This is a genomic window from Minwuia sp. (genome assembly GCF_048007105.1).
GTDB lineage: Bacteria > Pseudomonadota > Alphaproteobacteria > Minwuiales > Minwuiaceae > Minwuia.
In genome coordinates this window covers 4,478,875-4,492,810 of the sequence record NZ_CP180352.1, presented here as the reverse complement: position 1 = coordinate 4,492,810, position 13,936 = coordinate 4,478,875, and the positions used below count along the sequence as shown (strand labels likewise).

The following is a 13,936-nucleotide window of genomic DNA, read 5'->3' as shown; positions in this document are numbered from 1 at the left end:
CAGCGCCGCCGCTTTGCCATGCTGCCGAGTGACACATCGCGGCGGCGGCCCGAAGATTGCAAATCTGAGACCGGCGATCTCACAGGGGAGCGAAATGCGCGCCGTCCATCTGATCATCCTGCTGCTGGCCGCGGGCTGCAGTTCCGACACGTTCTACCGCGACGCCGGCAGCATTGCCGGCGCGGCGGCGGGTACGGCTGTCGGCGGTCAGGTCGGCGGCGGCCTGGGCCGCCAGATCGCCGTCGGTGCAGCCTCGCGCACGGGCTCGCTGGTCGGCAAGGATATCGGCAGCCAGCTCGACAAGGCCTCGAAACAGGCGGCGGCGCGTGCGCAGAACAAGGCGCTGAACAGCCCGACCGGGCAGCAGATCACGTGGAACAGCCCCTCCGGGCAGGCCAGCGGCGCCGTGCAGACAACGAAACAGGGCACGCACAACCAGACCGGCCGGACCTGCAAGGCGTTCCAGCACGACATCACGATCAATGGTAAGGTCGAGACGCTGACCGGGATCGCATGTCAGCAACCGGACGGAACCTGGAAGGTGCAGCCTTGAAGCCACTCTTCGCCATCGCTCTGATCGCCGCCGTTCTTGTGTCGGCTGCCGCTCGCGCCGACTTCAACGAGGGGGTCGCCGCCTATCAGGCCGGCGACTACCGCCGCGCGGCGGAGATCTGGACGGCCGACGCCCAGGCCGCGAATCCGGCGGCCCAGCGAAATCTCGGCATCCTTTATCTGAACGGTCTCGGCGTGCCTCGGAACCCGTCGCAGGCCGCGGCCTGGTTCCGGCAGGCTGCCGATCAGGGCTATGCGCCCGCCGCCGCCAACCTCGCCGACCTCTACCTCAAGGGCACCGGGGTCACCCGCGATCTGACGACCGCCGCGCGGTTCATGACCCAGGCAGCCGAAGGCGGCATTGCGGAATCCCAGCACAATCTCGCCGTGCTCTATGAACACGGCGTCGGCGTGGAGAAGAACCGGGATACGGCGATCACGTGGTACCGGCGCGCGGCTCGGCTCGGCTTCGAACAGTCCCGGACCCGGCTGCTCGCGCTGGTTCCGGACGAGGCGCCACCGGAACCCGAGCCCGTGGCCGAGGCACCCGAGCCGGCGCAGCCGCCGTCGGGAAAACCGGATGGCGACGGGCTGGTCGACAGGCTTGTTTTCCTCTTTGCACCGGCGAATTAGTGTCCATATCTATGGTCTGAATGCCGGCTGCGCGCTATTGATGGACCGATATGTTCATCTGGCGGCGAGCCGGCGGATGAACCAGCAGATGACAGCAAGATGATGCGAGACCCCTACACCATACTGGGAGTCGGCCGGAGCGCGTCCCAGGACGACATCAAGAAAGCCTACCGCAAGCTGGCGAAGGACCTGCATCCCGACCGGCATCCCGGCGATTCGGCTGCAGCCGACCGCTTCAAGGAAGTGTCGGCCGCTTACAACCTGTTGAGCGATATCGAACAGCGCGGCCGCTATGACCGCGGCGAAATCGGCGCCGACGGCCAGGAGAAGGCCCCGCGCGGCTTCTACCGGACGCATTCGCCGGCCCCCGCCGCGGACCGCGCCCCGATGAGGAGGCCTTCGGCGCCCGCGGCTTCGAGGACATCTTCGGCGACATGTTCTCAGGATTCCGCGGCAGCGGCCGGCAGCAGCAGGCCCGCGGGCGCGACCGCAAGTATTCGCTGAAGGTCGACTTCCTGGAGGCGGCGCGCGGCGCCAACCGGCGGCTGACACTGCCCGACGGGCGCAAGCTGGATGTCCGCATTCCCGCCGGGCTGGAGGACGGTCAGCAGATCCGTCTGAAGGGCCAGGGCGACAAGGGGTCCGGCGGTCCGGACGGGGACGCGCTGATCGAGGTTTCGGTGCGGTCGCATCCGCTCTACGAGCGCCGCGGCAACGACATTCACATCGAACTGCCGATCTCGCTGTCCGAAGCGGTCCTCGGCGCGAAGGTGAAGGCGCCGACCATCCATGGCGACGTCACCGTCACTGTGCCCGAGGGTTCGAGCTCCGGCAGGACGCTCCGGCTGAAGGGCAAGGGCATCGAAGGGCGCAAGGGCGAGGCCGCCGGCGACCAGCTCGTGCGCCTGAAGATCGTGCTGCCCGACGGCGGCGATGCGGAACTGAAGGACTTCGTCACGCGCTGGAAGCGGGGCGAGAACTTCGACGCCCGCGCCGGCCTGAAGACCGACTGACGGGTCAGCTGCCGGCGACGCGGCGGTCGACGCCCTCCCAGTAGGGTTCGCGCAGGTCCTTGCGGCGGATCTTGCCCACGGGCGACTTCGGCAGCGGCTCCTTCTGGAACTTCACCTGGCTCGGCTTCTTGTAGGAGCCGAGCCGCTGGACGCACGTGTTGATCACGTCGTCGGCCGAGACCTCGTGGCTGCCGTCAAGCACGCAGAGCGCCAGCGGCGTCTCGCCCCAGCGCTCGTGCGGGACGCCGAATACGGCGACCTCGACCACACCCGGCAGGTCGGCGATGACGTTCTCCAGCTCCAGCGGCCAGATATTGTAGCCGCCGGAAATGATCATGTCGTCCGAGCGGTCGAGAATGTAGAGATAGCCATTGCTGTCGATCCGGCCGATATCGCCGGTCTTCACCCAGCCATCGACGATGCGCTCGGCGGTCGCCTCCGGATTGTTCCAGAAGCCGACCATCTGGCCGTCGGCCTTGGCGACGATCTCGCCCGGGTCGCCGACGGGGACCGGGTTGTTCTCCTCGTCCCAGATTTCGATCAGGGCGAAGGGCAGCGGCAGGCCGCAGGAGCGGATGGGGTTGGAGCCCTCGACTTCGGCGAACCACTGCTCCGGCCCCATCATGGACACCGGCAACACCTCGGTCTGGCCGTAGCCCTGCCAGAGCACGTTGCCGAAGACCTCGCGCGCCTTGTAGGCGGTGGCGTCGGCGATCGGCGCGGCGGCGACCAGCAGGCATTTCAGCGCCGACCAGTCACGCTCTGCCGCCGTGGGATCCTGCAGCATGGTGTTCAGCATGGTGGGCACGAAGAAGCCGTAGCCGACCTTCTCCTTCACCATCAGATCCATGGTCTCGCCCGGGTGGAAATGATCCAGCAGCAGGTTGCAGCCGCCCGACAGGAAGGTCGGCAGGAACTGGTAGCCCGAGCCATGGCTGATCGGCCCGACATGCATGCAGACATCGCCCGGTTCGACCGGCGGCATCAGGTAGAACCAGTCGCGGCCCGCGGCCAGCCAGGCCCGGTGCGTGTAGGCGACGCCCTTCGGCTTCCCCGTCGTACCGCCTGTATGGCGGATGATGAAATTGTCGTCGCGGTCGATCTCGACGTCCGGGTCCTCGGGCGACTGCGATGCCAGCCAGGCCTCGTAGCCCTCGTCGCGAACGATGACGCGCTCCAGACCGGGCAGTTCCTCGACGAAGCCGTCCAGATCGCTTGCATAGTGCCCGGCCACCAGCACGGCCCGGCAGCCGGTGTGATCCAGCATGTGGACATGCATCTCGCGGCGGTCGCGGGCGTAGAGCGGCACGCGGACGATGTTGGCGATGGCCGCGCCCAGGAAGAAGTCGGCGGACTCGATGGAATTGTCCTCCAGCACGCCGACCCGGTCGCCGGGCTTCAGTCCCATGGCCAGCAGCCCGTTCGCCAGCTGGCAGCCGCGCCGCCACATCTCGGCGAAGGTCAGGCGCCGGTCGCGCCAGACGATGCATTCCCTGTCGGCGTAGAACAGCGCCGAGCGGCGCATCAGCGTGCGTACGTCCATCTGTCGAACCTCCCCTGTCCGGTGGGCGGAAGATAGGACGCGGCGCGCGGGCGCGGCAAGGCCGCCGGAATCCGTTTGGGTCTCCAGAAATCCGGAACGGATAAACCTCTGGCGGTATAAATACCCCGGCATTGCACCCGAACCCGAGGAGCGCGCGATGCTGACCGACCCCTTCTTCCTGTACGACCGCGTCGAGCCGGACGGCGACAACGACTACGACGAGGTCGCCCGGCTGGCCGGGGCGCTTGATGGTGTCAGCGGCCGCGGTGTCCGGCGGCAAGCGTGGCCGGATCGACCAGGCGGAAATCGCCCGCCGCACTGCCGCCTACCAGAAGAGCCGTGGGCTGAAGGCCGACGGACTTGTCAATCCTGGTGGCCCGACCGAACTGCGTCTGGCCGCCGACCTCCATGGTCGTCAGGAAGCCCGGACGCCCCCGCCGCACCGCCGTGCGCTGGGGCGCGGCGCCAATGTGCCGGTCCACGGGTCCGTTGGCGCTGGCCAGAGCAACCTGCCCAGGGATGTGCAGACGGCCGGTCATGCGCTGCGTCTCGTCGGTCAGCCGCTGCCCGACGGTGCGGGCCCGGATGCCCTGACCTCGGCGCTCCGGACGCTTCAGGCGCAGCACGGTCTGAAGCTGGACGGCGTGATGACGCCGTTCGGTCCGACGCATGACCTCCTCGACGATCTGACGGCGCCCCGGTTGCAGCGTTTGATCGGCAGTGACCCGGCGATCCCTCTGCCTTTCGCGCCGCAGGAAGTGAAGATGATCGGACGGACGCTGCGCCTGCGCCCCACCACGATCCGGACCCGCGAGCAGGACGAAGCCTCCGTGCTGACCGAAGCCGACTGGCGCGACGCTGCGGCTCTGGGCGGCATCATCGCCGGTGAGATGCGCGACGCGGCGGTCTGGGACCGGATGGGCGGCGGCGAGCCTGCGGAGGGCGGTCTCCGAGTGCGCATGGCTGCAGCCGCGCCAGACCTGACCGGCCGCCAGCTCGACGAGTATTCCGGCATCGCGACGAAGGACGGGATCGAATTCGAGACCGATGAGCAGTTGCTCACCTACGTCGAAAAGATGCGGCAGGACCGCCCGGATCACCACGCCCCGATCGAAGAAGAGCTGCGAAGCGGCGAACTGACGATCGGCGGGCTCGAAGACCGTGTCGGGCTTCGCGCGCGCGGGGCCGCCGAGCAGCCCTGGAACCGGGACCTCCTGCGCCGGTTCGCCGCGCATCTGGACGTGTTGACCGACCGCTATATCGAGGACGCCCGCCGCGCCGGCATCGACCTCGACAGGGACGAGGCCAGGGCGCGGGCGCGCAAGCTGGCCGAGGCCGCCACCGCAGATGGCATCGATGCCGATACGCTCGGCGAGATGCTGCTCTTTGCCCTCGACTTCGCACCCGTCGTCGGCGAGGTGAAGTCGGCTGTCGAAGCAGTCGATCTCTACCGGCAGATGCTCGATGCCGAGGAGAAGGGCGAAGACGCCGGCGAACTCCGCCAAGCTTTCCTGTTCGCCCTCGCTGGCGCGATGCCTGTCCTCGGAAAGTTCGTAAAGGGTGCAAAGCTGGGGCACAAGCTGACCCAGGTTGCGAACAAGGCAAAACTGATCGGGACAGGCGGCCAGCGGCATCGCCGACAGATGCTGAAGAAACTGGAGCGGCTCAAGGCCATTCAGGGTGGCACCGCGGAAATATCCTCTATCGACAAAGTCAAAAAGCGTCTCACGCAGACCGCATTCGGTGCCTCGCTCAAAGAGCAGGCAGCGCTCAGGAAGTGGTACAAGTTTCTGACGCGTGAACAAAAGAAGGGGCGGCCACTTTCCATCAAGGAGTTTGCGCGATCGAACCCACATCTGGCAGCGCTATCACGATCCGAGCGTCTTTCACTCCAGAACACTTTGAACCCGCTGACCGGAACGGAAGTCGAGGTATTCATTCGTGGGATCATGGATCATGGCAAACTGGCAGAATTCGAAAATGGCGAACAAGTCCATTCGTTGATCTACGACATTCTCGGGCGTCCGAATTCGAGAATCCTGGATGCTGCTACGGAGTTTGATGTGGTCCCCGCGTTAGCCGGCGTTGTACGGAAGCGTGTCAAGCGAAACCCGGGTAGAGCTTTGGGACTGGAATTTAAAGGGGCTAGGGGACCCTACCCAAAAACACAACGCGACACTGACGCGGTCATCAACAGGAAGGGCAATAGTGTCGTCGCGCCACAACCTGGCCGTAGGAAGAACGCGGGCCCGAACATCAACAAAGTGGCGCTCATGCGGATCGCCGTTACCGAAATTCCGAAAGATCAATATGAAGCAGCTGTTGTTAGAAAACTCGTCAATAAGGGCTATTCAGAAGATGTGATCGTAGGTGTGCTTGGTGGAATCGACATCATGTATCGTCTCGACAGCAAAATGCTTGAGAAGGTGACTTTGGCTACCGCCTCAGCGGCAGCGTTGGCATCCGCAGCGGTCCTTGCTGGGGAGCTTTCCGAATGAATGTATGTCTTCAATGCTGATCAGGCCATCTTGCTGAAATGTGCAGGTCCTCGATGTAGTCGATGCCCGCTGCCCGCTCTCTGGCTCGCCGATCCCATGCCTCTACTGGCGCGGGATCGACATCCGGCCACTCGAAATCCAATCCGAGCTTGGCGGTCAGATCCCTCATCTGAATGACATCCCTCACGGCGCTGGCAACACTCGCCATGGCTGCGTCTTTTATCGCTCTCTTGCCGAGCGGCGTGTTGCGCAGCTTGCCCCACTTCTGCCCGTTGATGGTCTGGGAAGCGTAGTGCCAGGTGCTCTCATAGACGTCATCGACCGTTGGACCGATTTCGCTGACCACAGATCTGGCGGTGCGTTCGATGGCGGCCATGTCGCCGGCGAGATAGGCGAAGAGAACGTAAGAGGGGAGAAATCCTTCGCGGTTGTTGACCCAGTCTTTCAGCAGGTTGTCATAATAACCGGCATAGCTCGTCCATCGTGACAGGCACCGTTGCCACACGCCCGTTTCCCACGCGGTGGCCATGGATGCCGCCAGGTCTTCCGGCTGCATGTCCCTGAGCATCCAGGACTTCGCGTTCGGATTCACCAGTTCCGGCATGGCGGTATCCCAACCCCTGGGCGGTCGATAGTACCCACCTTCGAAACGGACGGCGATGCGCTCACGCTTGAAGGCGTGCCAGTACAAGGCTTTCCACAGCGGGGCATCGTCATAGTACGCGTACTCGTTGGCGTGGGCGTCGCGTTGACGCGCCTTGTCCTCGTCCGCGATCCAGTAGCTGGAAACGTCGTGGCAGAATATCTTGCTGCCGGGCATCCGAACCTGATGATCTTTGACGCCGCATTTTTCAGCCAGTTGTGCGTATCGTGGCAGTAAATGGCCCGAGGTGTCCCGAAGGGATCCCGGCAGGGTTCGGTAGGGTTGATCGAGCCGCAGGTGATGGACGATTCCGTCGCCATCCAGCCGCCAGTGCGCCTTGCCGACCCGCCTGAAGCCATGTCGCTCGACCATGTCGCCGAAGCCGGCCTCGGCGACCTGCACATGGGCTGGTTTGTCCGCTGATCCGCTCATGACCGGATCATGTCATGCAACCGGCGCGCGTCAAAGCCGGGGGCGGGCCATCCGGCGGGTCAGCAGGCGCTCCGAGCCGGCGGGTTTCGCGACCAGCCCCAGCGTCCGGTAGCCCGCGCGGGCGAAGACCGGGGCCGACGACCGGCTGGCCCAGGTGTCGCGGCGGATGACGCCGCGTGCCGCCATCGCGGCGTCGCCGGCCTCCAGCAACTCACGCGCCAGCCCCAGGCGCATGAAATCCGGGTCCACGAACAGCATGTGCACATGCCCGTCGCGACGGAACTCGGTGAAGCCGGCGATGCGGCCGTCGGCGATGGCGACGAGGGTCAGGTACCGCGATTGCCTCAGGCGCCAGCGGCGAAAGCTGTAGGGGATGCTGGACCAGTCCCGCCGCTGGGCACGCGTGTAGCCGCGGCCGGCCATGATCGCGGCCCGGAAGATCGCCAGACAGGTCCTTGCGTCGGCGGGGGTCCAGCGGCGGATGCGCATATCGGAGGGAATTTCGGCCTGCATGCGTTGCAGGTTAGCGCAGGTCCCGGCAGCAGAAACCCCGCCGGGTGCGATCCGGCGGGGTCCCGCGCACAGTTTCGATTGTCATCGCCGCCTGTGCGCCCGTCTCGGGACCTTCCGCTGCGAGGCGCTTCGAGGGTTCGGGCGCAGCGGCGGGCCGTTGGCGGACCTTTAACGGCGTTGTCCGGTCTTTCCGGACGCCGGTCGTTGCCGGCTTTTCGGTGCGGCCCCGGGAGAGCATCGCGTGGCCGCTTGCCTACGAAGGTGTCCGGCGCCCGGCAGCGCGTCCATGCAGCGTTCCGGCGCCGGCGATGTGTTTCGGATCAGTGGTATTCCTGCTTCGGCGGCGTCATTTTTCTAGCCTCCGCTTCGTCTGAGTTGACGCTACGTAAGGTACAGTAGTGCAACAAAACCGTCAAACGAATTGCGTGCCCGGAGAGCGGACTTGAACCCCCGCGGCGCTGCCGTTATAAGCCCGCTTTCCGATCGTCCGGCAGGGCATGCCGAGGCGGTCGCTCAGCTTGGGGCCCCGTTGGCCCCGCAACTCAACCGACGAGGAAAGCAAATGCCCAAGATGAAGACCAAGAGCGGGGCGAAGAAACGTTTTCGCCTGACCGCGACCGGCAAGGTGAAGCGCAGCCAGACCGGCAAGCGTCACGGCATGATCAAGCGTACGCCCAAGCAGATCCGCGATCTGCGCGGCACCACCCTGGTTTCGGAAGCCGACGCCAAGGTGATCCGCAAACATTTCCTGCCGAACGGCTGACCGGAGGGCTTGAGACATGGCACGAGTGAAACGTGGCGTCGCCAGCCGCGCCCGCCGCAAGGAAATCCTGGAACAGGCCAAGGGCTACCGTGGCCGGGGCAAGAACGTCCTCTCCGTCGCGCGCCAGCGCGTCGAGAAGGGCATGCAGTATGCCTATCGGGACCGCAAGGTCCGCAAGCGGAACTTCCGCAGCCTGTGGATCCAGCGCATCAATGCCGCCGTGCGCGAGCACGACCTGACGTATGCCGTCTTTATCGACGGCCTGCGGCACGCCGGTATTGAAGTTGACCGCAAGGTGCTGGCCGACATCGCCGTGCGCGATCCCGACGGCTTCAAGGTTCTGGTCGATCAGGCCAAGAACGCCCGCGAAGCGAAATACGCCGACAACTGAGATCCGGCGCGCTTCGCTCAAGCGAAAGCGTCTCCGATATGGATATTCAGGAACTCGAGGCCGAACTGACCGGCCAGGTCGAGGGCGCCGCCGATATGGCGGCGCTCGAGGCCGCGCGCGTGGCTGCCCTTGGCAAGAAGGGGCGGCTCACCGAACTCATGCGAGGCCTGGGCAAGATGGACCCGGCCGAGCGCCAGCAGGTCGCGCCGCAGCTCAACCAGCTCAAGAACCGGCTCGGCGACGCCATCGAGGCGCGCCGGTCGGCGCTGAAGCGGGTCGAGCTGGAAGTGCGTCTGGCGTCCGAGACCGTGGACGTCACCCTGCCGGTCCGGCCGGAGGAACAAGGCCGCATCCACCCCGTCAGCCAGGTGATCGACGAGATCAACGAGATCTTCGCGGACCTGGGCTTCGCTGTCGCCGAAGGGCCGGATATCGAGGACGATTTCCATAACTTCACCGCGCTGAACTTCCCGCCGGCGCATCCCGCCCGGGAAATGCACGACACCTTCTTCTTCCACCCGGACGGGAGCGGCGAGCGCAAGCTGCTACGCACGCATACGTCGTCGGTGCAGATCCGCTGGATGGAGAACAATCCGCCGCCGCACCGTATCGTGGTGCCGGGCCGGACCTACCGTTCCGACAGCGACATGACCCACACGCCGATGTTCCACCAGATCGAGGGTCTGGTGATCGACCGCGACGTGCACATGGGACACCTGAAGGGCGTGCTGGAAGAGTTCTGCCGGGCCTTCTTCGAGGTTGAAGAGGTACGGATGCGCTTCCGCCCCAGCTTCTTTCCGTTCACGGAGCCGTCCGCCGAAGTCGATATCGGCTGCTCCTTCGACAAGGGGCAGATCCGCATCGGCGAGGGCGACGACTGGCTGGAAATCCTGGGCTGCGGGATGGTGCATCCGAACGTGCTGAAGTTCTGCGGTCTCGACCCCGACGAGTGGCAGGGCTTCGCCTGGGGCATGGGCATCGACCGCATCGCCATGCTGAAATACGGCATTCCCGATCTGCGCGCCTTCTTCGAGGCCGATCTGCGGTGGCTCAAGCACTACGGCTTCATGCCGTTCGACGTGCCGGCTCTGGGCGGAGGGCTCAGCCGATGAAGTTCACGCTGAGCTGGCTCAGGGAGCACCTGGAAACCGACGCCACGCTGGATCAGGTCGTCGAGAAGCTGACCGCCGTCGGCCTGGAGGTTGAAGGCGTCGAGGACCGGGCAAAGGAGCTTGCGCCGTTCACCGTCTGCCACGTGATCGAGGCCGTGCAGCACCCCGACGCCGACCGGCTTCGGGTCTGCAAGGTGGACACCGGTAGCGAGACCGTTCAGGTCGTCTGCGGCGCGCCGAACGCACGCACCGGCATGAAGGGCGTCTTTGCGCACTCTGGCCTGACCGTACCGGGTACCGGCCTGCTGCTGAAGCCGTCGAAGATCCGCGGCGTCGAGAGCAACGGCATGCTGGTCTCGGAGCGCGAGATGGGCCTCTCCGACGCCCATGACGGCATCATCGAGATGCCGGCGGACTCGCCGGTCGGGCAGCCCTTCGCGCCGCTGATGGGTCTGGACGATCCGATGATCGAGGTCGCGATCACGCCGAACCGGCAGGACTGCCTCGGCGTCCACGGCATCGCCCGCGATCTGGCTGCGGCCGGTCTCGGCACGCTGAAGCAGCCCGATCTCGGCGGTCCGGACGGGCAGTTCGAGAGCCCGATTGGGGTGCGTTTCACCTTCGAGGACCCGGAGACGGCCGACGCCTGCCCGGTCTTCCACGGCTGCCATGTCCGCGGCGTGAAGAACGGTCCCAGCCCAAAATGGCTGCAGGAGCGGCTGCTGGCCATCGGCCTGCGCCCGATCTCCACGCTGGTCGATATCACCAACTTCGTGACCTACGACCTCGGCCGCCCGCTGCACGTCTTCGACGCCGACAAGGTGAAGGGTGACATCCAGGTGCGCCTCGGCAAGCCTGGCGAGACCTTCGAGGCCCTCGACGGCGAGACCTACGAGATGTCGGGCGAGGAGTGCGTGATTGCCGATGACGGCGGCGCGCACGGCTTCGGCGGTGTCATGGGTGGCGAGGCCAATGGCTGCCAGCCCGACACGGTGAACGTCTTCATCGAAAGCGCATGGTTCGATCCGGTCCGCACGGCCCGCACCGGCCGCCGGCACGGCATCGAGTTGGATGCGCGCTACCGCTTCGAGCGCGGCGTCGATCCCGAAAGCGTGGCCTGGGGCATCAGGGTCGCGGCGCGGCTGGTGACAGAACTCTGCGGCGGGGAACCGAGCCACATCGTGAAGGCCGGCGAAATCCCTGACATCACAAAGACGGTGACGCTCCGCGCCTCCCGGGTGAAGGCGCTGGGCGGCGTTGACGTGCCAGAGGCCGACATCGTCCGCATCCTGTCCGCGCTCGGATACGAGGTTTCAGGCGGGGGTGAGGCCATTCAGGCGAAGGTGCCGTCATGGCGCATCGACGTCGATGGCGAGGCCGACCTGGTCGAGGATGTCGTGCGCATCTTCGGCTACGACAAGATCGAGACGGCGATGCTGCCGCGCCTCTCCGAGGTCGCGATGCCGAGCCTGACGGCGGCGCAGCGCAATCTGCGCACGGTCCGCCGGGTGCTGGCCGGACGCGGCATGGTCGAGGCCGTGACCTGGTCCTTCCTGCCGCGCGCGCAGGCCGAACTGTTCGGCGGCGGAGCGGACGAGATGATGCTGTCCAACCCGATCTCGTCGGACCTGGACTGCATGCGTCCGTCGAACCTGCCGAACCTGATCGCGGCTGCAGGCCGGAACGCCGACCGCGGCATGCCCAACGCTGCGCTGTTCGAGGCCGGTCCGCAATACCGCGATCCCAACCCGGACGGGCAGGACATTGTCGCCGCCGGCATCCGGCGTGGCCAGATCGGCCAGAGGCACTGGGCCGGTGGGCTGCGCGCCGTCGACGCCTTCGACGCCAAGGCCGATGCGCTGGCGGCGCTGGGTGCGCTGGGCGTGGATGTCGGCAAGCCGCAGGTCGCAGCCGAGGCGCCCGACTGGTACCACCCGGGCCGCTCCGGCGTGATCCGGCTGGGCCCGAAGAACGTCCTCGCCCATTTCGGCGAAATCCATCCGGCGGTGCTGGACGAGATGGATGTGCGTGGCCCTGTCGTCGGCTTCGAGGTCTTCCTCGACCGCGTGCCCCTGCCCAAGGCCGGCCGCACCGCGACTCGCCCGCCGCTGCAGGCTTCCGACTTCCCGGCCGTGAGCCGCGACTTCGCCTTCGTGGTGGACCGTGGCGTGGCCGCAGCGGACATCATCCGCGCGGCGCAGGGCGCAGACCGGAACCTGATCGAGGCCGTCGACGTGTTCGACGTCTACGAGGGCGAGCACATCGGCGAGGGCCGCAAGTCTGTCGCCATAGCAGTGCGGATGCAGCCCGCCGACAAGACCCTCACCGACGACGAGATCGAGGCCATCGGCCAGAAGATCGTCGCCAACGTGGCCAAGACGACGGGCGGCGAACTGCGGGGCTAGGCTCGACGGCCCGGCGCACGCCGATTGTCATGCCCGCTTCATGCGGGCATCCGATCAATCATCAGACCAGCGGCGAAGCCGCACCGGACCCCCGCACAAGGCGGGGGTGACGACAGGTCTTTGACGTCTACGCCGGCGGCTTCGCCTCCGGTCCGGCGATCTCCATGGCTTTCCGGTAGGCAGGGCGCGCGCCGATCCTTTCGGCATACGCCTTCGTGTTCGGCAGGTCGTCGAGCCCCTTGCCGCCCGACGGGATGATCCGGACCACGTCGTACATGGTCATGAAGTCGGCGCAGGTGAGTTCGTCGCCGGCCAGATAATCCGTGTTGCCCAGCGTCTGCTCCAGCATGGTGTAGTAGCCGTCCCAGCGGCGTCGCAGCAGCTCCTTCACCAGCGGCGCGGTCTCGCCTTCCGGGTTGGATCCCAGAGCCAGACTGGCGAAGAACAGGCCCAACGCGTTGTTGTTGAAGTGCATCCAGTAGAGGTAATCGGCGTAGTTCTGCTGATCCGGCCCGACCGTGAACCGGCCGCCGGCGTGGGTGTGGCAGATGTACTCCAGGATCACCGCCGACTCCGTCAGCACGCGGCCGTCATCCTCGATCACGGGAGATGTGGCGGCCGGATGCAGGGCGAAGTACGCCTCGGGCATCAGACGGTTGGCCTTCCGGTGGTACCATTTGAGCTCGTAGGGGAGCCCGAGTTCCTCCATCAGCCAGACCACACGGTCCGACTGCGAGACGCCGAGATGGTGAATCGTGATCAAGGTCGCTTCCTCCTGTCCGAAGTGCGGACATTACCGGCTGCAACGGCCTGCCGGAAGGCCGCCCGGCGGCCTGCTCATGGGTCGGTCCCGCGCAGCCCGTCTTGATCGACGCCACCAATGCGGTATGACCGGAGCGGTCTGTTGGGAATTGCCGTGTGACCGGGGAGGGTTAGCGCATGCCGCAAAGCGGTCCGATGAACATCCTGGAAGCCGTCGTGCTGCCGGAGTGGATCGACTACAACGGTCACATGAACGTGGGCTACTACAACGTCGCCTTCGACAAGGCGACCGATGGCCTGTTCGACCGTCTCGACATGGGCCTCGACTACGTGAAGCGGGAGAACAAGTCCTTCTTCACGTTGCAAACCAACGTCCACTACATCGGCGAGGTGCTGGAAGGCACGAAGCTGCGCTACACGGTGCAGCTGCTCGACTTCGACCCCAAGCGGGTGCACGCTTATTTCGAGATGTTCAATGCGGATGAAGGCTATCTGTCCGCGACGTCGGAACAGATGATGGTTCATGTCGATCTGGAGACACGGAAGTCGGCCGCCATGCCCGACGATCTGCTGGCCCGGGTGCGGGCGCTCTACGACAGTCACAGGGACCTTCCGCGGCCGGAAAAGGCGGGCCAGGGCATGGCCATCCGCCGCCGCACAGCCGAGGCAGGCTGAG

Annotated in this window: 12 protein-coding genes and 1 pseudogene; 9 read left to right on the top strand and 4 right to left on the bottom strand. The window is 65.9% G+C overall.

Annotated features, from left to right (window positions below):
• Positions 1-94: 94 nt before the first annotated feature.
• From ACMVY4_RS21835 to ACMVY4_RS21825, 3 genes and pseudogenes are all read left to right on the top strand, one after another.
• A complete protein-coding gene (locus ACMVY4_RS21835; protein WP_416898049.1) occupies positions 95-553 on the top strand; it encodes an RT0821/Lpp0805 family surface protein in 459 nt (152 codons plus the stop codon).
• Positions 550-1,185 carry a tetratricopeptide repeat protein gene (locus ACMVY4_RS21830; RefSeq protein ID WP_416898048.1) on the top strand — a complete coding sequence of 212 codons (636 nt, stop codon included), beginning with the start codon at positions 550-552 and terminating at the stop codon, positions 1,183-1,185. The genes ACMVY4_RS21835 and ACMVY4_RS21830 overlap by 4 nt, the downstream gene beginning before the upstream one ends.
• Positions 1,186-1,284: 99 nt before the next feature.
• Positions 1,285-2,198 (top strand): annotated as a pseudogene (locus ACMVY4_RS21825) (DnaJ C-terminal domain-containing protein).
• A 4-nt stretch (positions 2,199-2,202) separates the two neighbouring features.
• Here ACMVY4_RS21825 and ACMVY4_RS21820 read toward each other — a convergent pair.
• Positions 2,203-3,741: a class I adenylate-forming enzyme family protein gene (locus tag ACMVY4_RS21820; RefSeq protein WP_416898047.1), complete on the bottom strand. Its 1,539-nt coding sequence runs from the start codon at positions 3,739-3,741 to the stop codon at positions 2,203-2,205.
• A 248-nt stretch (positions 3,742-3,989) separates the two neighbouring features.
• On the opposite strand from ACMVY4_RS21820, the gene ACMVY4_RS21815 reads away from it, so the two are divergent.
• Positions 3,990-6,239 carry a hypothetical protein gene (locus tag ACMVY4_RS21815; RefSeq protein WP_416898046.1) on the top strand — a complete coding sequence of 750 codons (2,250 nt, stop codon included), beginning with the start codon at positions 3,990-3,992 and terminating at the stop codon, positions 6,237-6,239.
• A 10-nt stretch (positions 6,240-6,249) separates the two neighbouring features.
• Here ACMVY4_RS21815 and ACMVY4_RS21810 read toward each other — a convergent pair whose 3' ends face one another.
• Positions 6,250-7,314 (bottom strand): hypothetical protein, encoded by a 1,065-nt coding sequence (locus ACMVY4_RS21810; RefSeq protein WP_416898045.1) that lies wholly within the window; start codon positions 7,312-7,314, stop codon positions 6,250-6,252.
• A 30-nt stretch (positions 7,315-7,344) separates the two neighbouring features.
• Positions 7,345-7,827, bottom strand: coding sequence for a GNAT family N-acetyltransferase (locus tag ACMVY4_RS21805; protein ID WP_416898044.1), 483 nt, complete (start codon positions 7,825-7,827; stop codon positions 7,345-7,347).
• A gap of 562 nt (positions 7,828-8,389) precedes the next feature.
• On the opposite strand from ACMVY4_RS21805, the gene rpmI reads away from it, so the two are divergent.
• From rpmI to pheT, 4 genes are read left to right on the top strand one after another with little or no spacing between them, the layout of a single operon-like run.
• Positions 8,390-8,590, top strand: coding sequence for a 50S ribosomal protein L35 (gene rpmI, locus ACMVY4_RS21800; RefSeq protein WP_416900376.1), 201 nt, complete (start codon positions 8,390-8,392; stop codon positions 8,588-8,590).
• A 16-nt stretch (positions 8,591-8,606) separates the two neighbouring features.
• Positions 8,607-8,981: a 50S ribosomal protein L20 gene (rplT, locus tag ACMVY4_RS21795; protein ID WP_416898043.1), complete on the top strand. Its 375-nt coding sequence runs from the start codon at positions 8,607-8,609 to the stop codon at positions 8,979-8,981.
• 38 nt (positions 8,982-9,019) lie between these two features.
• A complete protein-coding gene (pheS, locus tag ACMVY4_RS21790; RefSeq protein WP_416898042.1) occupies positions 9,020-10,093 on the top strand; it encodes a phenylalanine--tRNA ligase subunit alpha in 1,074 nt (357 codons plus the stop codon).
• Positions 10,090-12,498: a phenylalanine--tRNA ligase subunit beta gene (pheT, locus tag ACMVY4_RS21785; protein WP_416898041.1), complete on the top strand. Its 2,409-nt coding sequence runs from the start codon at positions 10,090-10,092 to the stop codon at positions 12,496-12,498. The genes pheS and pheT overlap by 4 nt, the downstream gene beginning before the upstream one ends.
• Before the next feature lie 127 nt (positions 12,499-12,625).
• On the opposite strand, the gene ACMVY4_RS21780 is transcribed toward pheT, so the two are convergent.
• The gene (locus tag ACMVY4_RS21780) at positions 12,626-13,261 is read right to left on the bottom strand and encodes a glutathione S-transferase family protein (protein WP_416898040.1); all 636 of its coding nucleotides are present in this window, start codon (positions 13,259-13,261) and stop codon (positions 12,626-12,628) included.
• A gap of 176 nt (positions 13,262-13,437) precedes the next feature.
• On the opposite strand from ACMVY4_RS21780, the gene ACMVY4_RS21775 reads away from it, so the two are divergent.
• Positions 13,438-13,935: a thioesterase family protein gene (locus tag ACMVY4_RS21775; RefSeq protein WP_416898039.1), complete on the top strand. Its 498-nt coding sequence runs from the start codon at positions 13,438-13,440 to the stop codon at positions 13,933-13,935.
• Position 13,936: the final 1 nt, after the last annotated feature.